Consider the following 25,014-nt stretch of genomic DNA (forward strand, 5'->3'; position numbering starts at 1 on the left):
CGGACCATCAGGCCGGTGTCGTGAAGCGGTGGGCCTCCACGATCACCTCGGCGAGCCGGCCGACCGCCGCCTCGAAGATCGCCTTCCCGTGCTCCGCGGTGGCGCCGGTGGGGTCGCCGATGTGGCCGTCTGGGCCGAAGTCGGCGCTCGTCCAGCCGAACGACACCGGCTTGCCGAACCCGATGTGCTCGTAGTCGAGCAGCCCCTCCGGAACGCGGCGCCGGGCGTGTTCCATGTGCACCAGCTCGGGGCGCAGGTGCAGCATCAGCGACGTCTCGCCGTGGCCGCCGTGCACACCCATGCCGTGCTCGTTCTCGGCCGACGTCCGCCCGCCCTGGTCGGCGGGCACCGACAGGTGCGCGAAGAACGTGCGGAGCCCGAACTTGATCCGGATCTCCCGGCAGGCCACCTGCCCCAGCGCCGAGTTGCCGCCGTGCCCGTTGACGAACAGCAGCCGCGTGATGCCCGACGTGGCGAGCGACCGGCCGATGTCCACGAGCGTTCGCATCAGGGTGTCCCAGGACAGCCAGATCGTGCCGGCCGCCCAGTGGTGCTCGTCCGACTTCGTGTACGCGAGCCCGGGCAGCAGCACGACGGGCGCGCTGCCGGCTTCCGCGACGGCCCGGACCGCGGCCTCGGCGGCTTCGGTCGCCGCAACGTAGTCGGTGGAGACCGGCAGGTGCGGGCCGTGCTGCTCGATCGCACCGAGCGGGAGCACCGCGACGGTGTGCGGCGGCAGCGCCGCGATCCGGGGCGCCGTCAGGTCGACGAACCGCGGCACCATCAGCGCACCCCGATGTTCACGCGGGAGTCCACCGGTGGCGCAGCCGTGAGCTTGCCCGGGTTGAGCAGCCCCTTCGGGTCGGTCACGCGCGCGGTCTCGGTGGCCAGCTCGACGCTGCGGTCCACGTACCACTGGTGTGGGGAGTGGATCCCCACCCCGAGCGCCTCCAGCTTCGGGATGCCGGCGAGCACGGCCTCCTCCCCCTGGTACCCGGCCACGATCATGGCGCCCGGCCCGTGGCAGAACAGCTCGAGGTGCAGGTGCACGGGCCCGGCGTACACCTCGCGCACGGCGTCGGGCTCGTCCCACAGCGGCGTGCCGCCCGACTCCATGTGGAAGTACGAGCGGTCCGGGTTGCCGCGCTGGAAGAACCAGACCGGGTGGTTGTACGACATGCCCGAGAGCCGGTCGGTCTCGGTGTAGTCGGTGAGCGTTGCGACGTGCTCGCCGCCCGCGGCCATCCGCGCGGCCACCTCGTCCGCCGTGGACGCCTCGGCGATCACCCGGAGGCTGTAGCGGGTGGGGTCGAGGTCCATCGGCGCCGTCAGCGTCGGCACCAGCGCGGGTTCGTCGGCCGAAGCCAGCCGCGGCAGCTGCGGGAGGTCCAGCAGCGAGCGGTGCACGGCGACGAGGTCGGCGTACGAGCCGAAGCTCCCGTAGACCGCCACCCAGTCGCGTGCGGGGTCGGTCCGGATCTCGACGTCGACCAGGATGCCGGTGACGCCGTAGGTGTGGATGTAGGGCGTGAGCTCGTCGCCGGTGACCCGGCGCATCGTGCCGCTGCCGTCCATCGGCGCGACCAGCGCCGAGACGACGAAGCCGTCGCTCGTGGTCCGGTGCTCGATCGTGCCGGTGCCCGCGCTGCCGCCGCCGATGAACCCACCGATCGTGGAGCTCTTCGTGGACGGGTACATCCAGATGTCGCGCCCGGCGGCGCGCCCGACGCGGTCGATGGCGGTGAGCCGGGCGCCCGCGCCCGCGGTGATCGTGCCGCCCGGGTTCACCGTGATCGCGTCGAGGCCGCGCAGGTCGAGCAGGATGCCGCCGTCGAACGGGGTGGCCTGCCCGTAGTTGCCCGTGCCTGCACCGCGCGGCGTGACCGGCACCTCGTGCTCGAAGGCCACCCGCAGCAGCTCCGGGACGTGCTCGGGCCGCGTCGGCCGCACGACCGCGTCGGCGAGGTAGCGCCCCGGCGGCACCTTCTCCTGCAGCACGGGCGACATGCGCGACCAGTCCGAGGAGACCTTCAGGATCAGTGCCGGGTCGGTGGAGACGGTGCCTGCGTCGAGACGCTCGATCTCGGCGACGGCCGCCGCGGTGCGCTCCGCGACGTTCACGGGCCCTCCATCTTGATGCTCGGGTCGATGAACTCGTTGGTGTAGAGGCTGGACGGGTCGGGCACCGTGGAGATCGTGCCCTGGGCCTGCAGGATCGGACCGAACGTGGACACGATCTGCTGCATGCGCGCCGGGTCGAACTGCCCGAACACCCCCGACGCCGGGTCGTTCGTCACGAAGCCCTGCTCGACCTGCGCCTTCGCCGAGAAGTCCGCGACACCTGCCGAGTAGCTCCACCCGGTCTGGTAGGCCTCGACGAGCTCCACGATCAGCCGGTTGGTCGGAGCGGGGTTCTTCAGGTAGTCGAGCTGGGACCGCTGCATGATCGGCACCAGCTTCTGCAGGCACGGGCGCAGCTGCTCGAGCTTGTCCGCGCGCACGGCCAGTGCCTCCGGGTAGACGGAGAAGCCGTACTTCGCGAGCGGCTCGAAGCCCACCGGCCGGCCCCACTCCGCGATCTCGTTCTGGTAGACGTACGGCTCGGCCGTCGCGAAGCCCTGTTGCAGGATCGTCGGGTCGGACACGAACCGCGCGGGCGTGCCCTCGTAGCTGGTGTCCGACTGCGACTTCTGCATGATTCCCTGGCTCTCCAGCAGGGCCGGGATGATGTCGCCCGACGTCACCACCGGCACACCCTGGGCGGCGACCTGGCGGATCGTGGTGGCCCCCTGGTGGCTTGCCGGGTCCCACATCAGGATCTGCGGGCTCACGGTCATCTGCGAGGCCACCGCCACGGTGGGCTGCTCGGCCGCACCGGAGATCGCGGCGTCGGTGGTGACGGCCCCGAGCACGATCGTGTCGTCGAGGTGCATGAGCGCCGGCACCGGCTGGAAGCCGACGTTGGGGCCGCCGGGCCGCACCTCGACGTCCACGCCGGTGTCCATGCCCTGCGCGACGAGCGAGCCGCTGACCGACTTGGCGCCCGAGTCGATCGTGTGGTCGGAGCCGACGAGCGCGTACATCGAGCCGTGCTCGGCCTCGGGCTGCCAGTCCTGCTGCAGCACCACCTTCGCCGGGCAGACGCCGGTGAGGTCGAGCGGCCCGCCGGCCTCCGCGGCAGGGACGGCCGGGGCCGGGGCGGCGCCGGGGTCGGTCGCGCCGCCACCGCACGCGGAGAGGGCGAGCGCGGCGACGACAGCAGCCGCGGCGAGCGAGGCGGGTCTGGTCATGGGGAGCTCCAGGGGTCAGCGGGCGACTCGCCCGTACCAGCGACCGACGACGGCCCGGTCGAGCACGGCGAAGACGGTGAAGATCACGACGCCGAAGAGCGCGGTGAGCGTGACGGCGGTGAGCAGCGCCTCCATCTGCAGGCGCTGGGTGTAGACGCGCAGCAGGCCCCCGATGCCGGGCGCGCCCTGCTGGAAGAAGTAGTCGCCGACGATCGCGCCGATCACCGAGAGGCCGGCGGCGTTGCGCAGCCCCGTGAATATCGATGGCACGGCCGCGGGGAACTGCAGCTTCGTCAGCCGCTGCCACCGCGTGGCCTTGTTCAGCGTGAACAGGTCATGAGCGGCGGCACTGGCGGACTGGAGCCCGAACAGCGTGTTGGCGATCATCGGGAACAGGGCGATGATCACGCAGACCGCCACCCGGGCCGGGAACGCGTACCCGAGCCAGATGCCGATCAGCGGCACCAGCGCGAGGATCGGGATCGTCTGCAGGATCACCGCATACGGGTAGAGGATCTTCTCCGCCCACGACCACTGCGACATCACCACGGCGTAGGAGATGCCGAACACGACCGCGATCACGAGCCCCACGAGCGCCACCGCGAACGTGCGGCCCAGCGCCTCCAGCATGGGGCCCATCAGCTGGGGGTTGGAGAGCGCCCCGCCGTACACCTCGTGCGGGGGTGGCAGCAGGAACCGCTGCCTGGCCGGCAGCAGCAGGTAGGTGACCGCGTACCAGACCGCCAGGAAGCCGGCCAGCGCGCCGACGATCGGGGCGGAGCGGCGCATGGCCGTACTCGCGGCGGAGCGCGACGGCGCCGCCTCGGGGGCGGGCACCTCCACGCGGCCCTCGACGGTCGTCACGAGTGCTCCCCCAGCGCCGTGGAGACCCGGCCGGTGATCTCGCCGAACTCGGCCGAGTACCGCAGCTCGGGCGGCCGCGGGTAGTCCCACGGGATCTGGACCTCCGCCACGATCCGGCCCGGCCGCCCGCTCATCACGAGCACGCGCGTGGACAGGTACACCGCCTCCGACACCGAGTGCGTGATGAACAGGCCCGCGAACCGCTCCTGCCGGAAGATCCGCTGCAGCTCCGTCTGCATCTGGAGGCGGGTGATCTCGTCGAGCGCGCCGAACGGCTCGTCGAAGAGTGCGAGATCTGGCTCGGCGACGAGCGCCCTCGCCAGCGACACGCGCATCCGCATTCCGCCCGACAGCTGCCGCGGGTGCTGGGCCTCGAACCCGGTGAGGCCCACGAGGTCGAGCGCGGCGCGGGCGCGCTCGCGCCGTTCGTCGCGGGGCACACCGCGCAGCTCCCCGACCAGCTCGACGTTGCGCATGGCGCTGCGCCACTCCAGGAGCGTGGCGTCCTGGAACACGTAGCTGACGGCGCGGGCCGACACCTCGATCGTGCCGCTCGTTGCGGTCTCCAGCCCGGACGCGAGCCGCAGCAGCGTGGACTTGCCGCAGCCGGACGGCCCGACGACCGTGACGAACTCGCCCGCGCCGGTGGACAGGCTCACGCCGGTGAGCGCGACGGTGCCGGTCGGGAACCGCTTCGTCACCCCCTCGAGCGCCAGGGTGCGCGTGCGCTCGGCGGTGTCGGTGGTCACGCTCGTCACCTCACCTCGGTGAGTGGATGCAGGTCGGGACCGGGCACGGCCCCGGTGGGCAGGTCGAGCGCGCGGGCCACGCGGGTGTCGGCCACGACGCGTCCACCGGACACCACGACGCGCGCGTCGACCGCGCCCGCGAGCACATCGCCCAGGTCGACGTCGGGCACGAGCACGAGGTCGGCGGCCGCGCCGGGCGCGGTGCCGGCCGCCGGCAGCCCGAGCACGGTGCGCGCGCCGGTGGTGACGGCGGCGAGCGCCTCCACCGGGCGCAGGTGCGCGGCCGTCATCAGCAGCGATGTGGTCTCGAACGGGTCGGCGCGGCCCGCCGGGTTGAACGGGTCGCGCAGGTTGTCGGCGCCTGCGGCGAGCGGGATGCCGGCGTCGAGGATCTGCCGCACGGCCGCGATCCCGCGCGGCACGGCGTGCGTGGCGTCGCGGCCCTGCAGGTAGAGGTTCGTGATCGGCAGCGTGACGATGCCGATGCCGGCCCGGGCGGCGAGCTCCAGCACGGGCGCCAAGCGGTCGGGCGGCAGCATCCCGAGGCGCACGCAGTGGCTCGCCGTGACCCGCTGCTGCAGCCCGCGGGCGAGCACCTGCTCGGCGAGGTCGACGATGTCCAGCCCGGAGTCAGGCAGGCCGACGCCGGTCTGCTCGTCGGCGTGCAGGTCGACCGGCAGGCCGAGCCGCTCGGCGAGATCGAGCATGCGGGTGGTCTCGCGGTGCGGGTCGGGAGCGATGTGCGGGCAGCCGCCGATCACGTCGACGCCGCGTGCGGCCGCGTCGGCCACCACGGCGTCCGGGACGTCGGCCCCGGCGAGCAGGCAGACCTGCAGCGTGACCCGGCCGCGCAGCTGCTCGCGCACGCCGATCAGGGCGTCGACGGCGCGCAGCGGGTCGCCACTGGGCGGGACGTCCACGTGGGTGCGGATCGCGGTGATCCCGCGCGCCACGTAGCGGCGCACGGCGTGGAGCGCCCGCTCGGCGATGTCGACGGCGTCGATGACGGGCAGGAGCGCCCGCCACTGCGCGATCGCCGAGACGAGGTCGTTGCCGGCATCCGGGTCGAGCCGCGACGCCGTGAGCGCCTTGTCCAGGTGTGCGTGCGGCTCGACCGCGGAGGGCAGAACCCGCCAGCCGGCGGCGTCGAGGTCCACGCCAGGGTCGCCCACCCCCGCCGGTTCCTGGCTGACCCGGCCGTCCACGACGTGCAGGTCGACCACCGTGCCGTCGAGCAGCCGGACGCCGCGCAGGGAGCGCAGCTGCACGCCGGACAGCTGCGCCGGCCCGTCCGGTGCCCCGATCGGGCGGATCCGTACCTCGTCGATGACTTCCTCCTTGACCCGGCATCTACCTGCACTTTATTGATGGAGTCAACACTGACCGACGCTAGGGAGCCCATGTTGCAGCGACGTTGCCACGCTCGCGCGGCCGTGTGAAATCCGTGCCGAACGCGAGCGGTGCCGAACGTGCGGCGGACACCCGGCTGGGCCGCGCCATCCGCGCCACGCGCCACGACCGCGGGATGACCCTCGCGCAGGTGGCGGCGCAGGCCGGGCTCTCCCAGCCGTTCCTGTCCCAGCTGGAGCTCGGGCGCACCCGTCCGTCCATGCGATCACTGTTCCGGATCGCCACCGCGCTCGGTACCACCCAGCAGGCGCTCCTGGGCCAGGCCGCCGGCCCGCCACCCGGCGAGGCCGTGCGCGGGAACGACGCTGCGCTCGTCGAGAGCGGGGTGGGCGGGGCCCGGCTGCTGCTGCACGACCCAGGCGGCGCCGACGTGACGGAGTTCGTCGGTTCCCCGCAGGAGTTCGGCGAGTTCTTCCGCCACGAGCGCACGGAGCTGCTCTACGTGGCCAGTGGCACCGTCGAGGTGGAGCTGCGCGAGGACGGCACCAGCCGTTTCAGCACGCTGCACGCCAGGGACTCGATCACCTACCCCGGCCAGGTGGATCACCGGTTCCGGCAGGTCGGCCCACAGACGTGCGTCGTGGTGCTGGTGCACTCGGGGGCGGCTGATGCCTGAGGAACTCGCCGGCGACCCGCTCGCCGTACTGGCCCGCTGGTTCACCGAGGGCACGCACCACACGATGACGTTCGCCACGGCCGCCGCCGACGGCACACCGCACGCGCGAACCGTCCTCGTCACGGGGATCGACACCGGCGTGCGCTTCCACTCCTCAACCCCGACCACCAAGACCCGCGACCTCGCCGCCAACCCGCGCGCGTCGGGCGTCTTCCACTGGCCCGAGCTCGCGCGGCAGGTCGTCCTCGACGGGACCGCCACCGAGCTCGACGCCGAGACGTCACGCGAAGGCTTCCGCACCCAGGCCCGCCGGCTACAGCTCATCGCGTGGGCCTACCACGCCCTCCTCCCGCAGGTACGGCCGCCGGACCACGCCGTGCCGCCCGGTGCGGTCGAGGAGGCGTTCGCCGCGGCGGCCGCCGACCCGGCTTCCCACGAGGCGCCGCCGAGCTGGACGACGATCCTGCTCGTACCCGAGCGCGTCGACTTCTGGCAGGCAGGGACCGACGACTCCCCCTCGAGGAAGACCCGCTTCGTGCGGGACCCGGAGGGGTGGCGGCATTTCCCCGTCCTGCCCTGAGGCGTGAGCGGCCGGCGGACTTTCAGTGGCGCAGGCCGACCCCACCAGGCCATCGGAGGCGCCGCGCACCATCAGGCCCAGCCCCACCGGGCCTTCGGTGGCGCCGCGCATCGTGCGGGGCCGCCCCTCACGCCTCAAGGGCGCTCCGCGTCGCTGCCGCGATCGCTGCGCGACCCTTGACCCGCGAGCCTCTACGGCCCCTGATGGCCCGCTTCGCGGGCAGGCCCACGGCCAGCCCCTTCGGCGCGCGGCGCCACCGAAGGCGGCCTCACCACCATGATCGAGGTCTGGGCGCGAAAACGGCGAAATCCAGCCGGGAACGCGCCGAAACACCGATCATGGGCGGGACCGAGGTCGCGGCCAGGCTGATCGGCGCGAGGAGCACACCAGCGTCGCCGGCGAAGCCGTCAGGTACTGCTCGGGGCTGATCCGCAAGGTTCACGCACCCGTTCCCGGCCCACACTGCCCGTCGACCGATTGTGTGGACCGACAGGGGGTGCGCGAGCCCAAACCAGGTGCGCGACAGCAAGATCACCCCGACACCGGCCTCGACGGCCGAACTGGCGGGCGCAAACATCGTCGAAGTAGCGACCGGGATGCAACTCACGCACCGGGAGCCCGGCGGCCGGCCAGGAGGGTCCGGAGCGCCCCCGCCACCTCCCGCTCCGGCCGCCCCACCAGCTCTCCGTCCCGCACGACGACCCGCCCACCGACCACGACGTGCCTCGGTCGTCGGCCCGGCGCGGCCCACAAGAGCCCGGCGAGCGGGTCGGCGACGCCCGCGTCGGCGACGCCGGTGACGTCCCAGCAGGCCAGGTCGGCGGTGCAGCCAGGGTCCAGGCGACCCAGCTCGGGGCGCCCCAGCCCGGTGGCGGAGCCGGCGGTCGCCCAGGTGAGCACCTCGCGGGCGCTCACCGGGCGGCCGGAGAGGGGGGCCACCTGCATGGCGAGGCGGGCGTCGGCGAGGAGATGGCCTGCGTCGTTGCTGCCGCCGCCGCTGGTCCCGAGCCCGACCGGGACGCCAGCGTCGGACAGCGCGGCCATCGGGGCCACCCCCCACCCCATGGGCACGTCGCAACCGGGGGCGTGCGTCGCGCTCACGCCCGCCGCCGCGGCCCTGGCGATCTCGTCGCCGCTGACGTCGCACAGGTGCGCGATCGTGACGTCCGGGGCGAGCCAGCCCCACTCGTCGAGGAGGTCGAGGGGGCGGCGGCCGTAGCGCTGGGCCGCGACCTCGACGTCGACCTGCTCGTTCGCCTGCGTCCGTCGCCGGAGGCCTTGGCGGCGCGCGACCTCGCCGAGCAGCTCGAAGGTCTCCCTGCCGTCGCTGTGCACGCCTGCCGGTCCGACGGCGACCTGCACCATCCCGGTCGGGTCGCCGCCGAGCGCCGCCGCGATCGCGTCCGCGGAGGCGGCCGCCGCCTGCGGGTCGTCGCGCGCGCTGCCGCGGACGAACACCAGCCGCGCGCCCAGCTCTCCTGCGGCCGCGACGACGGCGCGGGCGATCCCCACCCCGTCGCCCGCGGGCCAGGTGAGGTGGTGGTCGGCCACCGTCGTCACCCCGCACAGGAGCGCCTCGGCGAGCCCGGCCGCAGCAGCGGCGTGCGCCAGCTCGTCGTCCACACCCACCGCGGCATATGCGGCGGCCATGCGCGGCAGCCAGTCGCGCATGGGGACGCCGCGGGTACCGGGCAGCGTCCGGAACGCGGTCTGTAGCAGGTGGTGGTGGGCGTTCACGAGGCCGGGCGTGACCACGCACCCCGACGCGTCGAGCACCTCGCCCTCGACGGGGCCTGCCGCCACCCGCCCGTCCGGCCCGCAGGCGATCTCACCGCCCGGCAGCTCGGCGCTCCCCGTCCAGACCAGCTCGGCGCCCCGCACGATCAACACGGGCGAAGTTCTACTCGGTGCCGTCGTCGCCGGGCGCACCCCGGCCCAGCCCGGCGAGGACGTCGAGCGCGGCGGCGAGCGTGTCGAGCGGCGGTGTGGCCAGCGCCAGCCGGACGGCGCTCGGCGCGTGCCCGGCGCCCGCGGCGTACGAGGCGGCCGGCGTCACCGCGATCCCGCGCCGCGCGGCGGCCGCGACGAACGTCTCCGCCCGCCACGGCGACGGCAGCTCCCACCAGCAGTGGTAGGCCGCCGGGTCGGCGCGCACGGTGAACCCCGCCAGCCGCTCGGCCACGAGCGCCTGGCGCTGGGCCGCATCGACCCGCTTCGCGCTCTGGATCTCCGCCACGACCCCGTCGGCCATCCACCGCGTGGCGGCCTCCACGGCGAGGCTCTGGGCGAGCCATCCGCCCGAGCGGATCGCCGCGCGCACCCGCTGGTGGCGGGCCGTCGGCGGCACGAGGAACCCGAGGGTGCAGCCCGGGGCGACCCGCTTGGACAGGCTGTCCACCACGACGGTGTGCTCCGGCGCGAACGCCGCGAGCGGCGGCGGGTCGTCGCGGAGGAACGAGTAGATGCGGTCCTCGATGGCCGGGACGTCGAGCTCGGCGAGCACCTCGGCCAGCTCCCGCCTCCGCGGCACGGGCATGGTGACGCCGAGCGGGTTGTGCATGGTCGGCTGCAGGAACACCGCGTCGAGGCGCCCCGCGGCGCGCACCGCGCCGGGCTGCACTCCCTCGTCATCCACCGGGAGCGGCACGACCTCGACGCCGAGCCGCGCGGCGATCGTGCGCATGACGGGGTAGGTGAGCGTCTCGACGCCGAGCCGCCCGCCGACCGGCACGAGCGCGCCGATCGCCGCCGCGATGGCCTGCCGCCCGTTGCCGGCGAACAGCACCTGCTCCGGCTGTGGAGCCCAGCCCTCGCAGGCCAGCATCGCCGCGGCCGCCCGCCGGGCCGCGTCCGTGCCCGCGGCGCTGGCCGGCGACAGGCCGGCCCGCAGCCCGTCGGCGCGCAGCAAGCCCGACAGCGCGGGCGCGAGCAGCGCCTCCTGACCGTCGAGGATCGGGAAGTTCATCTGGAGGTCGATCGCGCCCGGCCGGTGCTCGGCGAGAGCGGGGCCGGGTTGCGGGGGCGCCGCCCGGACGAACGTGCCGCGGCCCACCTCGCCCGTCACCAGCCCGCGGCTGGAGAGCTCCGCGTAGACGCGCGACGCCGTGGACACCGCGATGCCGCGGTCGCGGGCGAACCGCCGCTGGGTGGGGAGCCGGTCGCCCGCACGGAGCCGCCCGCCCGCGATGTCGGCGGCGACGACGTCGGCCAGCGCCCGGTAGTCGTCCACTATTGCTCCGAGTTCATTGTCGCGACGCAGCGGTATTGCTCTGCTGCTTTGTACCGATCAGACTCGGAACGGTCAAACCGGGAGGAGCAGGGATGCGCACCATCGCACTGGAACGGACCGTTCTCGCGTACGAGGACGTGGGACCCGACCGCGGCACGCCGCTGCTCCTGGTGCACGGGCACCCGTTCGACCGCTCGATGTGGGAGCCGCAGCTGCGCCACTTCGGCGCCGACCGGCGGGTGATCGTGCCCGACCTGCGCGGCTACGGGGCCAGCGGCGGTGCGGTGCCCGAGTGGTCGGCGTTCGTCGACGACCTCGCCGCGCTCCTGGACGGCTTGCGCGTGCCCCGCGCCGTGGTGGTGGGACTGTCGATGGGCGGGCAGATCGCGCTCGAGCTCTGGGCCCGGCAGCCGGGCCGCGTTGCCGGGCTGCTGATCGCCGACACGACAGCGGCAGGCGAGACCGCGAGCTCCCGTGCAGCGCGGATCGCGCAGGCACAGCGCCTGTCGCACGACGGAATGGACCCGTACGCGGTCGAGAACCTCTACCTGATGGTCTCGCCGGACGCCCCGGCCGAGGTGGCCCGGCACGTCCTCGCGATGATGCGCTCCACGGACCCCGCAGGCGCAGCGGCTGCCCAGCGCGCCCGCGCCGACCGCCCCGACCGGCGGGCCGACCTCGCTGCCGTCGCGGTGCCGACGGTCGTGGTCGTCGGCGGCGAGGACTCCTTCACCCCGGTCGCGGACGCGCGGGTGATCGCCGACGGCGTGCCGGGCGCGGAGCTGGTGGTCGTGGACGGCGCGGCGCACATGCCCAACCTGGAGGGCCCGGACGCGTTCAACGCCGCCCTGCAGCGCCTCCTGGACCGCGTGCCCGGAGATTGATCCGAGCTCTTTGCTCCGAGCACCCGATGGTCGGGATCTTTCCCCGTTCCGGCCCGGGGTGACCACCCGCGCTGGCAGCATCCCCACCCGTGACCGCTGCCGTCGGCTCCCGCATGACGTCGATGCACGTGTTCTGCGCGGTCCTGCTGGTCGCGATCGCAGGCCGGCCACTGCTCGTCGACGCGCTCTCGGTGCCCGTGCTGCAGACCGCGGCCACGGTGTTCGTGGCCGTCTGCGTGCAGGCGCTGCCGTTCCTCGTGCTCGGAGTGCTGCTGTCCGGCGCGATCGCGGCGTTCGTCTCGCCGTCGGTGCTGCGCCGGGTGCTGCCCGCGCGCACGGGCGCGGCCGTGCCGGTGGCCGCTTCCGCCGGCCTCGTGCTGCCGGGCTGCGAGTGCGCGTCGGTGCCGGTGGCGCGGCGGCTGATCGGCCAGGGCGTACCGGACGCCGCGGCGCTGACGTTCCTGCTCGCCGCCCCCGCGGTCAACCCGGTGGTGCTGGTGGCCACCGCGGTCGCGTTCCCCGGCGAGCCGCGGATGGTGCTCGCCAGGGCCGTGGGAGCACTCGCCACCGCGTGCGTCACCGGCTGGCTGTGGCAGCGGTTCGGCAAGGCCGAGTGGATCGTCCGCCGGGCCGTACCTCCCCCGTCGGACGGCGGGCGCTGGGCCGTGCTCGCCGAGACCGCGCGCCACGACCTCGTATCCGCGGGCGGGTTCCTCGTGGTCGGCGCGGCCGCGGCGGCGGCGCTTTCGGTGCTCGTGCCACCCGCCTGGACCGAGGCGCTCGCCGGGCAGCTCGTGCTCGCCGTGCTGGTCATGGCCCTGCTGGCGGTGGTGCTCGCCCTGTGCAGCGAGGCCGACGCGTTCGTGGCCGCGTCGCTCACGACGCTCCCGCTGCTGCCCCGGCTCGTGTTCCTCGTCGTCGGCCCGGCGGTCGACGTCAAGCTGATCGCGCTGCAGGCGGGCACGTTCGGACGGGCGTTCGCCGCCCGCTTCGCGCCGCTGACGTTCACGGTCGCGGTGCTCTGCGCGGTCGGCTCCGGGCTGGTGCTGCTGTGAGGCGCGACACCCAGCACGTCCTGCTCGTGCTGCTCGGCGGCGCGCTGCTGCGGATCGCCGCCGACGACACCTACCTGCGCTACGTCCGCCCGTCCCACCGCTGGCTGCTGCTCGCCGCGGGCGCCGTGATCGTGGCGCTCGCGCTCGTCGGTCTGGTGCGCGACCGCGCCGGGCCGCCCGAGCACGAGCACGGCCACGGGCACGGGCCCTGGCTGCTGCTCGCGCCCGTCCTCGTGATCGCGCTGGTCGTCCCGCCCGCGCTGGGCGCCGACGCCGTGAGCCGGGCGGGTGCGGGCAACGCGGTGGTGCAGGAGTCCGACGTGTTCGGGCCGCTGCCGGCCGAGCTCTCGGTGGCCGAGTTCGTGCAGCGCGCGGTGTGGGACACCAGCGGCTCCCTCGACGGGCGCGAGGTCGCGCTCACCGGGTTCGTGCTGCGCCGCGGCGCGGCCACCGAGTTGGCCCGGCTGACGATCGCCTGCTGCGCGGCCGACGCCCGCCCGGTCCGCGTGCGGCTGGTCGGCGACGTCGGCGACCACGCCGCCGACACCTGGCTCCAGGTGCGGGGCGTCCTGCAGGCCGGTAGCGCGACGGCGACCAACGGCCACGTCCCCGCACTGACCGTCAGCGAGGCCCGGACGATCCCGCCGCCACCGGATCCCTACGAGTACTGACCCTGCGACTCCCGGATCCGGCCCGATCTCGTCGGCGCCGGAAGATGGCGCTTCGCGGGTACGCCGGTCACCCGTGGGGAACCGAGTCCGATCGCGAGCGGACGCGGCGCACGATCAGGACGACCAGCCCCACCGCGAGCAGCCCGAGCACCACGTAGCTGATGGGGCCGAGGTACCGCTCCACCTGGTCCCAGTTGTTCCCCAGCGCCCAGCCCAAAGCGATGAAGGCCGCGTTCCAGACCCCGCTGCCGATCGTGGTGAGCACGAGGAACCGCGACAGCGGCATGCCGGCGATCCCGGCCGGGATCGACACCACGCTGCGCAGGAACGGGACGCATCGGCCGAGCAGCACGACCTTGCCCCCGTGCCGCTCGAAGACCCGCTCACCCCGGTCGAGGTCCTTCTGGCTCACGAACACGAACCAGCGGTGGCCGGCGAGCCGGTGCAACCGCTCGTAGCCCAACCACGTCCCCAGGCCGTAGAGCAGCAGCGCACCGAGCACCGACCCGGCCGTGGCGGCGGGCCAGACGGCGAGGACGTTCAGGGCGCCGGAGCGGGCCCGGAACCCGGCGAGCGGGAGGATCACCTCTGACGGAATCGGTGGGACGACGTTTTCGAGCAGGATGAGCAGCCCCACCCCCGCTGCCCCCAGCCGGTCGACGATCGAGAACACCCAGTCGGCCACGCACATGGGTGCCCGAAACGGGCGATACCGACGCGCGGAACAGTGGGTACTTTTCTCCGCGTGACCGTACGGACGCTGGGCGTCGAAGAAGAGTTCCTGCTGGTCGACCCGGAGACGGGGCGGCCGAGGGCGGTGGGGCAGGCGGTGCTCGCCGCGTCCGAGGACGGTGAGCTCACCGCGGAGCTGCAGCAGGAGCAGGTGGAGACCGCCACCAAGCCCTGTCACACCCTCGACGAGCTGTCGGAGCAGATCCGCTCGGCGCGGTTGGCCGCCTCGGAGGCCGCAGCCGACGTCGGCGTAGCGCTCGTCCCGCTCGCGACCTCGCCGCTCGCGGTCGAGCCGACGATCATGCCGTCGCGCCGGTACGCGGAGATGGCCCGCCGGTTCGGGCTCACCGTCGCAGAGGGGCTCACCTGCGGGTGCCACGTCCACGTCGCGGTCGACTCACCGGAGGAGGGCGTCGCCGTCCTCGACCGGATCCGGCCGTGGCTCGCGCCGCTGCACGCGCTGTCGGTCAACTCCCCGTTCTGGAACGGGGAGGATTCCGGGTACCAGAGCTTCCGCGGGCAGGCCTGGCAGCGCTGGCCGTCGGCGGGCCCGTACGCGCCCTTCGGGTCGATCGCGGCGTACCGGGAGTTCGTCGACACCGCGCTCGGCACCGACACGCTCATCGACGAGGGGATGATCTACCTCGACGCGCGGCTGTCGCGGCGGCTCCCGACCGTCGAGGTGCGGGTGGCCGACGTCTGCCGTGAGCCCGACGACGCCGTGCTCGGGGCCGGGCTCGTCAGGGCGCTCGTGCAGACCGCGGCCGACGCCGCCGAGCGCGGCTCGGCGCCCGACCCCGTGCGCACCGAGGTACTGCGGCTCGCGGCGTGGCGGGCGAGCCGCTCGGGCCTGGACGGCGAGCTGCTGGACCCGCGCACGTGGCGCCCCGCTCCCGCGGCCGAGGTGCTGGAGGGGCTGGTCGCGCACGTGACCCCGGCGCTGGAGGAGTCCGGCGACCTCCACCTGGTGCGCGACTTGCTCGGCGCCGTGCTGCGCAGGGGCACGGGTGCGCAGCGCCAACGCGAGATCATGACCCGCACGGGCGACCTGGCGGAGGTCGTCCGGGACGCGGTGGACTAGCCGTCAGCATGGCCACCTTCATGACGCCTGCGGTCGTGAAGGTGGCCATGCTGACACTCCGACCGGCTACGCCGCCGTCGTCGCCGCCGCCCGGGCGCGGAGGCTCTCCGGCACCTCGAAGCGCTTGCCGTACCTGCCCGCCAGCTCGTCGGCCCTCGCCACGAAGCCGGCCACGCCACCGGGGTAGCCCTCGACGTACTGCACCACGCCGCCGGTCCACGCCGGGAAGCCGATGCCGAAGATGGAGCCGATGTTGGCGTCGGGCACCGAGGTGAGCACGCCCTCGTCGAAGCACTTCTGCGTCTCGATAGCCTCGACGAACAGCATGCGCTCGGACAGCTCGTGCAGGTCGACGTCGTGGTTGGTGGCGCCCAGCTCGGTGCGCAGGCCGGGCCACAGGCCCGTGCGCCTGCCGTCGGCGTACTCGTAGAAACCGGCGCCCGAGCTCTTGCCCTTGCGGTCGAACTCGGCGACGAGCCGGTCGATGATCGCCTCGGCCGGGTGCGGCTGCCAGGTGCCGCCCGCCGCCTCGACGGCGGCCTTCGACTCGTTGCGGATCTTCTGCGGCAGCGTGAGCGTCAGCTCGTCCATCAGCTGCAGGACCGGAGCCGGGTAGCCGGCCTGCGACGAGGCCTGCTCGATCGTCTGCGGGTCGATGCCCTCGGCGAGCATCGCGACGCCCTCGTTGAGGAAGGTGCCGATGACCCGGCTGGTGAAGAACCCGCGGCTGTCGTTGACGACGATCGGGGTCTTCTTGATCGCGAGCGTGACGTCGAACGCCTTGGCGACGGTCGTGTCCGAGGTCCGCTCGCCGCGGATGATCTCGACGAGCGGCATCTTGTCGACGGGCGAGAAGAAATGCAGGCCGATGAAGTCGCCCTGGCGGTCGAGGCTCGCGGCGAGCTCGGTGATCGGCAGCGTCGAGGTGTTGGAGCAGAGCAGGGCGTCCGGCTCGACGACCTTCATCGCCTCGCGGAAGACCTCCTGCTTGAGCTGCATCGACTCGAACACCGCCTCGATGATCATGTCGCAGCCTGCGAGGTCGTTGTAGTCGGCGGTGGGCGTGATGCGCTGCAGGAGCGCCTCCCCCTTCTCGAGGGTGGTCCTCCCGCGCTTGACACCCTTCGCGACGAGCCCCTCGGAGTAGGCCTTGCCCTTCTCAGCCGCCTCGAGCGAGACGTCCTTGAGCACGACCTCCCAGCCGGCGAGCGCGCAGACGTATGCGATGCCGGCGCCCATCATCCCGGCCCCGAGCACCGCGACCTTGTTGGGCTGCCACTTCTCCGGACCGTCCGGCCGGGACTTGCCGCCGTTGATGGCCTGGAGGTCGTAGAAGAACGCCTTGGTCATGTTCTTCGAGGTCTGTCCGGTGGCCAGCTCGGCGAAGTAGCGGGCCTCGATGCGGAACGCGGTGTCGACGTCGACCTGCGTGCTCTCGACGGCCGCCGCGAGGATGTTGCGCGGGGCGGGCATGGGGGCGCCCTTGAGCTGCTTGCGCAGGTTGGCCGGGAAGGCCGGCAGGATCGAGGCGAGCTTCGGGGTCGCCGGCGTACCGCCGGGGATCTTGTACCCGGGCTGGTCCCACGGCTGCCGCGCCTCGGGGTTGGCGGCGATCCAGGCGCGCGCCTTCTCCAGCATCTCCTCGTGAGTGGCCGCCAGCTCGTCGACGATGCCGACCTCCACGGCCTTGGCCGGCTTGTGCCGCTGGCCCTGCACCAGCACGTTCATCACGGCGTTCGCGATGCCGAGCATCCGCACCGTGCGCACGATCCCGCCGCCGCCGGGCAGCAGCCCGAGCGTGACCTCGGGCGTCCCGTAGACCACGCCCTTCGCGTCGAGCCCGATCCGGTGGTGACAGGCGAGCCCGATCTCGAGGCCGCCGCCGAGCGCGGTGCCGTTCATGGCGGCCACGACCGGCTTGCCGATGGTCTCCAGCTTGCGCAGCTGCTTCTTCACGGTCATGGACTTCTCCATCACCGCCGCCGCGTCCGCGGCCGTCGCCTTGCTGAGGGTGTCGAGGTCGCCACCCGCGAAGAACGTCTTCTTCGCCGACGTGACGATCACGCCGGTGATGTTCTCCCGGTCCGCAACGAGCGCGTCGACGCACTCGCCCATCGCCTCGACGTAGCGGTCGTTCATGGTGTTGGCGCTGCGGCCGGGGTCGTCGAGGGTGACGACGACGATCCCGTCCTCGCCCTTCTCCCAGCGGACGGCCTTCTGCTCGGTCACGGTTCGAGTTCCCTTCGTGTTCTGTTGGCGGCGGAGCCGCCTGTGAGAGCACGCAGCCGGCGCTCTGCAGCCGAATTCTCAGGCGCCTTCTCGCGAGGACAGCGCCGACGTGGTGAATTGGCATTCATGAGGAGGCGATCCCGGAGCGAGAAGGCGTCTGAGGTTCCGCTACCCGCACCGCTTCGCAAGGCACGTATGGAATATCGGTCAGGAGAGGCGTTCGACGACTGTTGCGATGCCCATGCCGCCGCCGACGCACAATGTGGCGACGCCGAAGCGCTGGTCGCGGCGTTCGAGCTCGTCGATGAGGGTGCCGAGGATCATGGCGCCGGTGGCGCCGAGCGGGTGGCCCATGGCGATCGCGCCCCCGTTGACGTTGACCTTCTCGTGCGGCACGCCCATGTCCTTCATGAAGCGCAGCACGACGGCGGCGAAGGCCTCGTTCATCTCGAACAGGTCGATCTGGTCGGCCGTCATCCCCGCCCGCGCCAGTGCCTTGCGGGTGGCGGGCGCCGGGCCGGTCAGCATGATCGTCGGGTCGGAGCCGGACAGCGCCGTCGACACGATCCGGGCGCGTGGGGTGAGCCCGGCGGCCTTGCCCGCGGCCTCGGTGCCGATCAGCACGAGCGCGGCGCCGTCGACGATGCCGGACGAGTTGCCCGCCGTGTGGACGTGGTCGATCTTCTCGACCCAGTGGTAGCGCTGCAGGGCCACGGCGTCGAAGCCGCCCTGGTCGCCGATCATCTCGAAGGACGGCTGCAGCCCGCCGAGCGCGTCGAGGGTGGTGCCTGCGCGCACGTGCTCGTCGCGGTCGAGCACCACGATCCCGTTGCGGTCCTTCACCGGGACGACCGAGCGCGCGAAGTAGCCGTTGGCCCATGCCTTCGCGGCGCGGGTCTGCGACTCGAGCGCGTACGCGTCGACGTCGTCGCGGCTCCAGCCCTCGAGGGTGGCGATGAGGTCGGCGCCGATGCCCTGCGGCACGAAGCCGGTCTCGTAGGAGGTCTCCGGGTCCATCGCCCACGCGCCCCCGTCGGAGCCCATCGGCACCCGGGACATGCTCTCGACGCCGCCTGCGAGCACGAAGTCGGCCATGCCCGCGCGCACCTGGTGGGCGGCGCTGTTCACCGCGTCGAGGCCGGAGGCGCAGAACCGGTTGTGCTGCACGCCGGCGGTGGTGTCCGGCAGGCCCCCGAGGATGGCGGCGGTCTTGGCGATGTCACCGCCCTGGTCGCCGATCGGGGAGACGACGCCGAGCACGACGTCGTCGATCGCGGCGGGGTCGAGCTCCGGGTAGCGGGCGCGCAGCTCGTGGATGAGGCCGACCACGAGCGACACCGGCTTCACCTCGTACAGCGAGCCGGAGGCCTTGCCCCGGCCGCGAGGCGTGCGGATGGCGTCGTAGACGTACGCCTCGGGCATCTCTGCCATGGGAACCTCTTCCTCGACGACCGAGTGGGATCTCCCGCTTTGTTACAGCAGTGCTGTCACATAGGTCAAGCGGTGCCGTAACCTGCCGCGCATGGCGGCGCCATCCCTACCCGACCGGGGCGAGCTCCTCACGATCGACCAGCTCGCCGAGCGCTCCGGCATCACGGTCCGCAACATCCGGTACTACGCCGCCCGCGGGCTGCTCCCGCCGCCGCAGCTGCGGGGCCGCACCGGGCTGTACGGTTCGGACCACCTCGCCCGGTTGGCGCTGGTCAGCGAGCTGTCCGCGCTCGGCTTCACCCTCGCTGCGATCGAGAGCCACCTCGAACGCCTCCCCCCGCAGGCCGGCCACGCCGAGCTGGCGCTGCACCGCGCGCTGCTCACGCCGTGGGTGCCGGAGGAGATCGAGGAGGTCGACCGGGCCGAGCTGGAGAGACGCGCCGGCCGCAGCCTGTCCGACGAGGACCTCGAGTCGCTGTGCGACCTCGGCGCCGTCACCCCGCTGCCCGACGGCCGCCTCCAGCTGCACGGCGCCGGCACGCTCGGCAGCGCGCTCGCCGTGATCGACTCGGACCTACCGACCGACGTGTGGCGCCGCGCACACGGGCTCATCGAGAAACACACAACGGCGCTCGCCGAGGAACTGATGGAGATGTTCCAGGACGAGGTGCTGCAGCCCTACCGCGAGCGCGGCCGCCGCGCCGACGAGCGGGACCGCCTGGCGGCGGCGCTGTCCCAGCTCAAGCCGGTGACGGTGCTCGGGCTGGTCACGGCGTTCGGGCGGGCGGTCAACCGGACGATCCGCGAACGCCTCGGCGACTGACACAAGGAGGACGAGGTGCCCGAATCGCGGGAGTGGACCTTCAAGGGGCACGCGGGTGAGCTCACCGCCCGCACCTGGCCCCGAGCGGGCGCGCGCTTCACCGCGCTGCTCTGCCACGGCTACGGCGAGCACATCGGCCGGTACGAGCACGTCGCCGACGCGCTCGTGCGCCGGGGCGCCGTCGTGCACGGCGTCGACCACGTCGGCCACGGCAGGAGCGCCGGCGAGCGGGTGCTGATCACCGACTTCGAGACCGTGATCAGCGACTTCCACGAGCTCGCCACCCGGGTCCGCGACCCGAAGCTGCCCACGGTGCTGGTCGGGCACTCGATGGGCGGGATGATCGCGGCGCGCTACGCCCAGCGCTACGGCCACGAGCTGGCCGCCCTCGTGCTGTCCGGGCCCGTGCTCGGCCGCTGGGACGCCGCCGCAGGCCTGCTCGCCCCGGCCGAGATCCCGGACACCCCGATCGATCCCGACACCCTCTCCCGCGACCCGGCGGTGGGCAAGGCCTACGCCGACGACCCGCTGGTGTGGCACGGCCGCTTCCAGCGCGCCACCCTCGAGGCGATCGTCGCCTGCCTCGACCGCATCCGCGCCGACGGCCCGCTCGGCGCGCTCCCCACCCTCTGGGTGCACGGCGAGGACGACCGGCTCGTCCCGATCGACGGCACCCGCGAGGGCATCGACTCCCTGCGCGGCGTCGTCTTCGAGGAGAAGACCTACCCCGACGCCCGGCACGAGATCTTCAACGAGACCAACAAGGACGAGGTCCTGTCGGACGTCACGACCTTCATCACCCGGGCGATCGGCGCATGAGCGACGTCCTCACCTTCCCCCTCACCGTCCGGTACATGGAGGTGGACGCGCAGGGCGTCGTGTTCAACGCCTGGTACCTCACCTACTTCGACGAGGCCATGTCCGCCTTCCTCACGGCGCGCGGGTTGCCCTACGCGAAGATGATCGAGGCGGGCTACGACGTGCAGCTGGTGCGCTCGGAGATCGACTGGCGATCGGGGCTGCGCTGGCAGGACACGGCGGAGGTGGCCGTGTCGACCGCCCGCATCGGGCGCACCAGCTTCGCCCTGGACTTCGAGGTGCGTCGCGACGGGCACGAGGTCACCTGCTCGGGCCGCACGGTCTACGTGCTGATCGCGGCGGACGGCTCGGGCAAGCGCGAGATCCCCGAGCTCATCGCCGACGTGCTCGGCGACCCGGCGCCGCTGCGCGCCGACTGAGGCAGCACACGCATCAGCGGCGCGCCGGCGTCAGTCCGTGGACCGTCTCCGCGAGGCTCTCCTCGATCGGCGTCGGGGTGACACCCAGGGCCGCCGTCGCGGCCGACGAGTCCATGACGAACGGCTTCCGGAACTGGTACTGCGTCTCCCGCAGCTCGCGGACCAGCGGGTTCGCCAGCCCGCCGAGCCACAGGACGGGCGCGGGCATTGTCGAGAGCCGCGGCGGCGGGGCGTCGGCGAGCGCGCACGCACGGGTGACGACCTCCCGGACGGACAGCGGCGCCACGCTCGGCACGTGCCACGCCCGGCCCCAGGCCCGCTCGTCGTCCGCGACGGCGACGATGGTGCGGGCGACGTCGCCGACGGCGGTCCAGGTGCGCGGAGCGTCGAGGTCCGCAGGCACGCTCGCCCGCCTGCCGGCGAGCACCCGCGGCAGCACCGCCGCCGTGAGCAGGGACTGGCTCCCGGCGCCGACGTGATCGGACGCCCGCACGTCGGCCGTGCGGATCCGGCCTGCCTCGTGCCTGGCGAGCGCGTCCTGCCACATCCGGGCCCGCACCCGCGCCTTCGGCCCGGCAGGGCGCGCGGGCAGGTCCTCGGTGAGCGGGCCGTCAACCGGGCCGTAGAGGTAGAGGTTCCCGGCCGAGACGAGGACGGCGCCGGTTGCCTCGGCCGTGTCGAGCAGCGCCGCAGCCAGCGGCGGCCATTCGCTCGTCCAGCGGTGGTACGGAGGTGCGGCGCAGTTGTAGATGGCCACCGCGCCGTGCGTGAGGCGGGCGAGGGCGGCGGAGTCGGTGGCGTCCGCGGCCACCCGCTCCACCGAGGGGTGTTCCGGCCCGGTGCCCCGCCGGCTGACGAGCCGAACCTGGTCACCGCGGACGGCGAGCAGCCGCGCCGTCGCCACCCCCACGGCACCGGCTCCGACGACCACGTGCAACGCCACGACCCACCCCCAGAATCTAGTTCCGATTCGAGAACACTGTTCTCGAATGCACGCTAGCGCACCGGGCACGACATCTCAAGAACAGCGTTCTCCTTCCGTGCGCCCGATCTCGTTCTGTGGGAGTCTCACAGCGTGCCCGCCCCGTCCCTGCGCGCCCGCGTGCGCGCCGAGCTCGTGGAGGAGATCAAGGGGGCCGCCCGCCGCCGCCTGGCGACCGACGGCCCCGCACTGACGCTCCGGGCCGTGGCGCGCGACCTCGAGATGGTTCCGTCCGCGCTCTACCGCTACTTCGACGGCCGCGACGCCCTGCTCACAGCACTGATCACCGACGCGTACGACGAGCTCGGCGCGGCTGCGGAGGCAGCCGAGGCAGCCGTGGATCCGTCCGACCTGCGGGGCCGGTGGATGGCGCTCTGCCGGGCCGTGCGCCGCTGGGCGCTGGAGCACCCCGCCGAGTACGCGCTGCTCTACGGCACCCCGGTGCCCGGCTACACCGCGCCGCCGGACACCACGCCGCCCGCGTCACGGGTGGTCGTGGCGCTGATCCGGGTTACCGCCGAGGCCGAAGCGGCGGACGTGCCGGTCGCCCCGGCGCTGCACGCGGACCTCGACCGCCTCGTCGCGCAGGCGCCCGGTCCCCCCGCCGACGCCCGCCCCGCCGACAGCGCCCTGCTCGCCGGGCTCGCCGCGTGGAGCCAGCTGTTCGGCCTGGTCGGCTTCGAGGTGTTCGGCCGGCTGGCGGAGATGTTCGAGGACCCGGCCGCCCACTTCGACCACCAGATGCAGACGATGGCCGACCTCGCCGGCCTGCCCTGATCGGCCCGAGTGGAATCAGCGCAGCCGGGCTTCGACCCAGCGCATCGCCGCCTCGCCCTGCACCCGCTGGAACTCCCGCACCCGTTCCAGGTTCGGGGGCGGCGGCAGCAGCGAGTGGTACAGGAAGAATCCCGTCTGCGCGACGAGAACGGCCGTGACCGCGTCCGGGTCGGCCGCCCGCGCAGGCGGGTACGCCGCCCAGACCTCCCCGGGATCGGTCCCGGTCGCGGCGACGCTCGGCAGCATGAACAGCAGGTCGAGCCACGGCGCACCGATCCGGGCGTGCGGCCAGTCGACGAACACCACCCCGTGCGGGGTCAGCAGGATGTTGTCGGCGCGCAGGTCGGTGTGCACCAGCGAATCCCCCGCCGCGGCGGCGGTCCAGCCCTCCTCGATGCCGGCGAGCTCGTCGAGCCGGGCGCACACGGCGGGGCCGAGCGGGGCGGCGGCGACCGGGTTCGCCGCGAGCGTCCGCCAGCCGCGGAACAGCTCCTCGTCGAACGTCGCGACCGGCCGGACCTCGATCGGGCTCGGCGTGAGCCGGTCGGCGAGCTTCGCCATGGCCTCGACGACCCGCGCCAGCTCGTCCGCGCGCCACGGCTCCGCGGGCGCCTCCCCGGCCACGTCCTCGACGACGAGCGCCACCCAGCTGCCGTCGTCGTAGCTGCCGAGCAGGCGCGGCACGGGCAGGTCCGGCGGCAGGGCACCGAGCACCTCGATCTCCCGCCGGTGGAACCCGGGGGCGTCGGGGTTGCGCTCGACGCCGACGGCCTTGGCGAACGCCCGCCGGCCGTCGGCCAGCACCAGGCGGGCGGCGAGGCCGGGCGAGAACCCACCCGGCTGCGAGTCGGCGGCGACGACGGGCGAGCCGAGGATCTCCTCGATCGCTGCCCGCACGCGCACCGGGATCTCGTCGATGCCCAGCCGGGCTCCCCCTCCGTTCGGCATGCGCCCAGACCACCGCATCCCGGCGGCCCCGGTCCACCGGTTTCCGGCGGTCAGGGCAACGAGTACGCGAACGAGTAGGAGTGCTCGCGCTCCGGGGTCATCGTGATCGTCAGCTCCCCGGTGAGCCCGGCGAGGTCGCCGGTGGCGGAGCCGGGCACGACGTCCACCCGCATGTCACCGCCCCCGTCCGCCGTCATCGACGCCGAGTGCCGCAACACGAACGTGCCCTTCCGCCCGTCGATCTCCCCCGCGACCCGCTCCATCCCCACGTAGGCCGCGCCGCCGTCGCCCGCGATCGCCTGCAGGAGCTCCGTCGAGCTGGTGCCGGAGATCCCGCCCTCGAACGTCTTGGTGTTCTGCACCTTCAGGAGCCGGGCGCCGTCGGCGTCGTCGTAGGCATCCTCGGCCCAACTGGTGAGGTCGAAGCGGCCGGTGGTCGTCGTCATGGCCCCATCGTCGGCGCCTGCTCGACCGGGGTCTTGGACGAACCCGACAGCCGGCGGGCGGCGCGGTTCAGCATCGCGCGCACGATGGTGGGGTGCACCAGCCGCACCAGTGCCGAGTAGGCCCGGCCGCGCCGGTTGTGCAGTTGGACGACCGTGGTCAGCACGACGCGGTCGGGCTCGCACCGCACCGACGCCCGGAAGTCGAGGTGGTCGGAGTCCGCACCGAGCAGGACCTCGTCCTCGGTGCGCGCGAGCGTGTCGAAGGCACCGGCGCCACTCCGCTCGATGCCGACGAGGCCGACGAGCTGCTCGCGCAGCCCGAGCGCGCCGAGCACCCAGCGCGGTGGGTCGCGGAACAGGGCGTCCGCCCACACCTGCGGGTCGCCCGGCATCCCGGGAAGCGTGTGGACGGCGTAGGCATCCGTCCAGTGGACGTGCGGGAGCGCGCCGGCGATCAACGGCGTGCGCGGCGGGGCGGTGGTGGTCGAGCGCGGCACCTCGAAGACCCGCAACAGCCGCACGTAGGCCGACCGCCGGGCCGGGCGCGCCGGCTCGGCCCCGACCGCGCGCTCCGCGTTGTCGAACAGCTCCTCCAGCACCGCGTCGTGCGCCCAGCGGATGGCGAGCGGCCACGCCAGCCGGGCCGGGCCGGCGAGCCTGCCGTCGATGACGTGGCGCAGCAGCGTGCGGTCCGGTCCGGCGGAGTCGGCCGTGAAGGTGTGGCGCCCGCGGAACGCCGTCTCCGGTGCGAAGGCGAACTCGATCCTGCGACCCGGCACGTACCCGGTGACGCGGTAGCGGATCCCGCCGTGCCCGCCTGCCGCCCCGACGCGCGGCGGCCCGTCCAGCACCATCGGCTGCCACCCGGGCGTCGGCCAGAGCACGTCGTGTGGCCCGCCGATCCGGTCGAGCAGCGGGCCGACCCGTTCGATCGGGGCGGGAACGATCCGCTCGTGAACGTTCCGGACCACGAGGCCAC

The 25,014-nt window shown here is 73.5% G+C and carries 25 protein-coding genes; 10 read left to right on the forward strand and 15 right to left on the reverse strand.

Annotated features, from left to right (window positions below):
* Positions 1 to 7: 7 nt before the first annotated feature.
* From FB388_RS30870 to FB388_RS30895, 6 genes are read right to left on the reverse strand one after another with little or no spacing between them, the layout of a single operon-like run.
* Positions 8 to 784 carry a creatininase family protein gene (locus tag FB388_RS30870; RefSeq protein ID WP_142105708.1) on the reverse strand — a complete coding sequence of 259 codons (777 nt, stop codon included), beginning with the start codon at positions 782 to 784 and terminating at the stop codon, positions 8 to 10.
* Positions 784 to 2,121: an FAD-binding oxidoreductase gene (locus FB388_RS30875; RefSeq protein WP_142105710.1), complete on the reverse strand. Its 1,338-nt coding sequence runs from the start codon at positions 2,119 to 2,121 to the stop codon at positions 784 to 786. The genes FB388_RS30870 and FB388_RS30875 overlap by 1 nt, the downstream gene beginning before the upstream one ends.
* Entirely contained in the window at positions 2,118 to 3,290 is a 1,173-nt protein-coding gene (locus tag FB388_RS30880) for a substrate-binding domain-containing protein (protein WP_142105712.1), read from the reverse strand. Before FB388_RS30880 ends, FB388_RS30875 begins: the two co-directional genes overlap by 4 nt.
* A gap of 15 nt (positions 3,291 to 3,305) precedes the next feature.
* Positions 3,306 to 4,154: an ABC transporter permease gene (locus FB388_RS30885; RefSeq protein ID WP_211362283.1), complete on the reverse strand. Its 849-nt coding sequence runs from the start codon at positions 4,152 to 4,154 to the stop codon at positions 3,306 to 3,308.
* Positions 4,151 to 4,903: an ABC transporter ATP-binding protein gene (locus FB388_RS30890; RefSeq protein WP_246122539.1), complete on the reverse strand. Its 753-nt coding sequence runs from the start codon at positions 4,901 to 4,903 to the stop codon at positions 4,151 to 4,153. Before FB388_RS30890 ends, FB388_RS30885 begins: the two co-directional genes overlap by 4 nt.
* Positions 4,904 to 4,908: 5 nt before the next feature.
* Positions 4,909 to 6,171, reverse strand: coding sequence for an amidohydrolase family protein (locus tag FB388_RS30895; protein WP_211362285.1), 1,263 nt, complete (start codon positions 6,169 to 6,171; stop codon positions 4,909 to 4,911).
* Between the two features lie 176 nt (positions 6,172 to 6,347).
* On the opposite strand from FB388_RS30895, the gene FB388_RS30900 reads away from it, so the two are divergent.
* Positions 6,348 to 6,929, forward strand: a complete 582-nt coding sequence (locus tag FB388_RS30900; RefSeq protein WP_246122541.1) for a helix-turn-helix domain-containing protein — start codon at positions 6,348 to 6,350, stop codon at positions 6,927 to 6,929.
* A complete protein-coding gene (locus tag FB388_RS30905; RefSeq protein ID WP_142105716.1) occupies positions 6,922 to 7,509 on the forward strand; it encodes a pyridoxine/pyridoxamine 5'-phosphate oxidase in 588 nt (195 codons plus the stop codon). Before FB388_RS30900 ends, FB388_RS30905 begins: the two co-directional genes overlap by 8 nt.
* A gap of 603 nt (positions 7,510 to 8,112) precedes the next feature.
* On the opposite strand, the gene FB388_RS30910 is transcribed toward FB388_RS30905, so the two are convergent.
* Both FB388_RS30910 and FB388_RS30915 read right to left on the reverse strand, forming a co-directional pair.
* The gene (locus FB388_RS30910) at positions 8,113 to 9,399 is read right to left on the reverse strand and encodes an amidohydrolase family protein (RefSeq protein WP_142105718.1); all 1,287 of its coding nucleotides are present in this window, start codon (positions 9,397 to 9,399) and stop codon (positions 8,113 to 8,115) included.
* A gap of 10 nt (positions 9,400 to 9,409) precedes the next feature.
* Positions 9,410 to 10,738, reverse strand: a complete 1,329-nt coding sequence (locus FB388_RS30915; RefSeq protein ID WP_142105720.1) for an aminotransferase-like domain-containing protein — start codon at positions 10,736 to 10,738, stop codon at positions 9,410 to 9,412.
* A gap of 92 nt (positions 10,739 to 10,830) precedes the next feature.
* On the opposite strand from FB388_RS30915, the gene FB388_RS30920 reads away from it, so the two are divergent.
* The 3 genes from FB388_RS30920 (at position 10,831) to FB388_RS30930 (ending at position 13,348) form a co-directional block, all read left to right on the forward strand.
* Positions 10,831 to 11,622, forward strand: a complete 792-nt coding sequence (locus FB388_RS30920; RefSeq protein ID WP_142105722.1) for an alpha/beta fold hydrolase — start codon at positions 10,831 to 10,833, stop codon at positions 11,620 to 11,622.
* Positions 11,623 to 11,735: 113 nt separating this feature from the next.
* On the forward strand, positions 11,736 to 12,677 hold the full coding sequence (locus tag FB388_RS30925; RefSeq protein ID WP_142106422.1) for a permease: 942 nt from the start codon (positions 11,736 to 11,738) through the stop codon (positions 12,675 to 12,677).
* Positions 12,674 to 13,348 carry a TIGR03943 family putative permease subunit gene (locus tag FB388_RS30930; protein WP_142105724.1) on the forward strand — a complete coding sequence of 225 codons (675 nt, stop codon included), beginning with the start codon at positions 12,674 to 12,676 and terminating at the stop codon, positions 13,346 to 13,348. The genes FB388_RS30925 and FB388_RS30930 overlap by 4 nt, the downstream gene beginning before the upstream one ends.
* Before the next feature lie 67 nt (positions 13,349 to 13,415).
* Here FB388_RS30930 and FB388_RS30935 read toward each other — a convergent pair whose 3' ends face one another.
* The gene (locus FB388_RS30935; protein WP_246122543.1) at positions 13,416 to 14,033 is read right to left on the reverse strand and encodes a DedA family protein; all 618 of its coding nucleotides are present in this window, start codon (positions 14,031 to 14,033) and stop codon (positions 13,416 to 13,418) included.
* Positions 14,034 to 14,093: 60 nt separating this feature from the next.
* Here FB388_RS30935 and FB388_RS30940 point away from each other — a divergent pair, with 60 nt between their 5' ends.
* Entirely contained in the window at positions 14,094 to 15,161 is a 1,068-nt protein-coding gene (locus FB388_RS30940; protein ID WP_142105727.1) for a carboxylate-amine ligase, read from the forward strand.
* Positions 15,162 to 15,227: 66 nt separating this feature from the next.
* Here FB388_RS30940 and FB388_RS30945 read toward each other — a convergent pair whose 3' ends face one another.
* Entirely contained in the window at positions 15,228 to 17,390 is a 2,163-nt protein-coding gene (locus tag FB388_RS30945) for a 3-hydroxyacyl-CoA dehydrogenase NAD-binding domain-containing protein (RefSeq protein ID WP_142105729.1), read from the reverse strand.
* Between the two features lie 207 nt (positions 17,391 to 17,597).
* Positions 17,598 to 18,812, reverse strand: coding sequence for an acetyl-CoA C-acetyltransferase (locus tag FB388_RS30950; protein ID WP_142106424.1), 1,215 nt, complete (start codon positions 18,810 to 18,812; stop codon positions 17,598 to 17,600).
* A 100-nt stretch (positions 18,813 to 18,912) separates the two neighbouring features.
* On the opposite strand from FB388_RS30950, the gene FB388_RS30955 reads away from it, so the two are divergent.
* From FB388_RS30955 to FB388_RS30965, 3 genes are read left to right on the forward strand one after another with little or no spacing between them, the layout of a single operon-like run.
* Positions 18,913 to 19,644 (forward strand): MerR family transcriptional regulator, encoded by a 732-nt coding sequence (locus tag FB388_RS30955; RefSeq protein ID WP_142105731.1) that lies wholly within the window; start codon positions 18,913 to 18,915, stop codon positions 19,642 to 19,644.
* A 15-nt stretch (positions 19,645 to 19,659) separates the two neighbouring features.
* Positions 19,660 to 20,463 carry an alpha/beta hydrolase gene (locus FB388_RS30960; protein ID WP_142105733.1) on the forward strand — a complete coding sequence of 268 codons (804 nt, stop codon included), beginning with the start codon at positions 19,660 to 19,662 and terminating at the stop codon, positions 20,461 to 20,463.
* On the forward strand, positions 20,460 to 20,882 hold the full coding sequence (locus FB388_RS30965; RefSeq protein ID WP_142105736.1) for an acyl-CoA thioesterase: 423 nt from the start codon (positions 20,460 to 20,462) through the stop codon (positions 20,880 to 20,882). The genes FB388_RS30960 and FB388_RS30965 overlap by 4 nt, the downstream gene beginning before the upstream one ends.
* A 13-nt stretch (positions 20,883 to 20,895) precedes the next feature.
* Here FB388_RS30965 and FB388_RS30970 read toward each other — a convergent pair whose 3' ends face one another.
* A complete protein-coding gene (locus tag FB388_RS30970) occupies positions 20,896 to 21,825 on the reverse strand; it encodes an NAD-dependent epimerase/dehydratase family protein (protein WP_142105738.1) in 930 nt (309 codons plus the stop codon).
* 132 nt (positions 21,826 to 21,957) lie between these two features.
* Here FB388_RS30970 and FB388_RS30975 point away from each other — a divergent pair, with 132 nt between their 5' ends.
* Entirely contained in the window at positions 21,958 to 22,641 is a 684-nt protein-coding gene (locus FB388_RS30975; protein WP_142105740.1) for a TetR/AcrR family transcriptional regulator, read from the forward strand.
* 15 nt (positions 22,642 to 22,656) lie between these two features.
* On the opposite strand, the gene FB388_RS30980 is transcribed toward FB388_RS30975, so the two are convergent.
* Genes FB388_RS30980 through FB388_RS30990 form a run of 3 tightly spaced genes read right to left on the reverse strand, consistent with a single transcriptional unit; the run spans position 22,657 to position 25,006 of the window.
* Positions 22,657 to 23,589 (reverse strand): phosphotransferase family protein, encoded by a 933-nt coding sequence (locus FB388_RS30980; RefSeq protein ID WP_142105743.1) that lies wholly within the window; start codon positions 23,587 to 23,589, stop codon positions 22,657 to 22,659.
* A 50-nt stretch (positions 23,590 to 23,639) separates the two neighbouring features.
* On the reverse strand, positions 23,640 to 24,035 hold the full coding sequence (locus tag FB388_RS30985) for a DUF3224 domain-containing protein (protein ID WP_142105745.1): 396 nt from the start codon (positions 24,033 to 24,035) through the stop codon (positions 23,640 to 23,642).
* Positions 24,032 to 25,006 (reverse strand): DUF2867 domain-containing protein, encoded by a 975-nt coding sequence (locus FB388_RS30990; protein WP_142105747.1) that lies wholly within the window; start codon positions 25,004 to 25,006, stop codon positions 24,032 to 24,034. The genes FB388_RS30985 and FB388_RS30990 overlap by 4 nt, the downstream gene beginning before the upstream one ends.
* Positions 25,007 to 25,014 lie beyond the last annotated feature (8 nt).

It is taken from the genome of Pseudonocardia cypriaca, from assembly GCF_006717045.1.
In the GTDB taxonomy this organism is placed as follows: Bacteria; Actinomycetota; Actinomycetes; order Mycobacteriales; family Pseudonocardiaceae; genus Pseudonocardia; species Pseudonocardia cypriaca.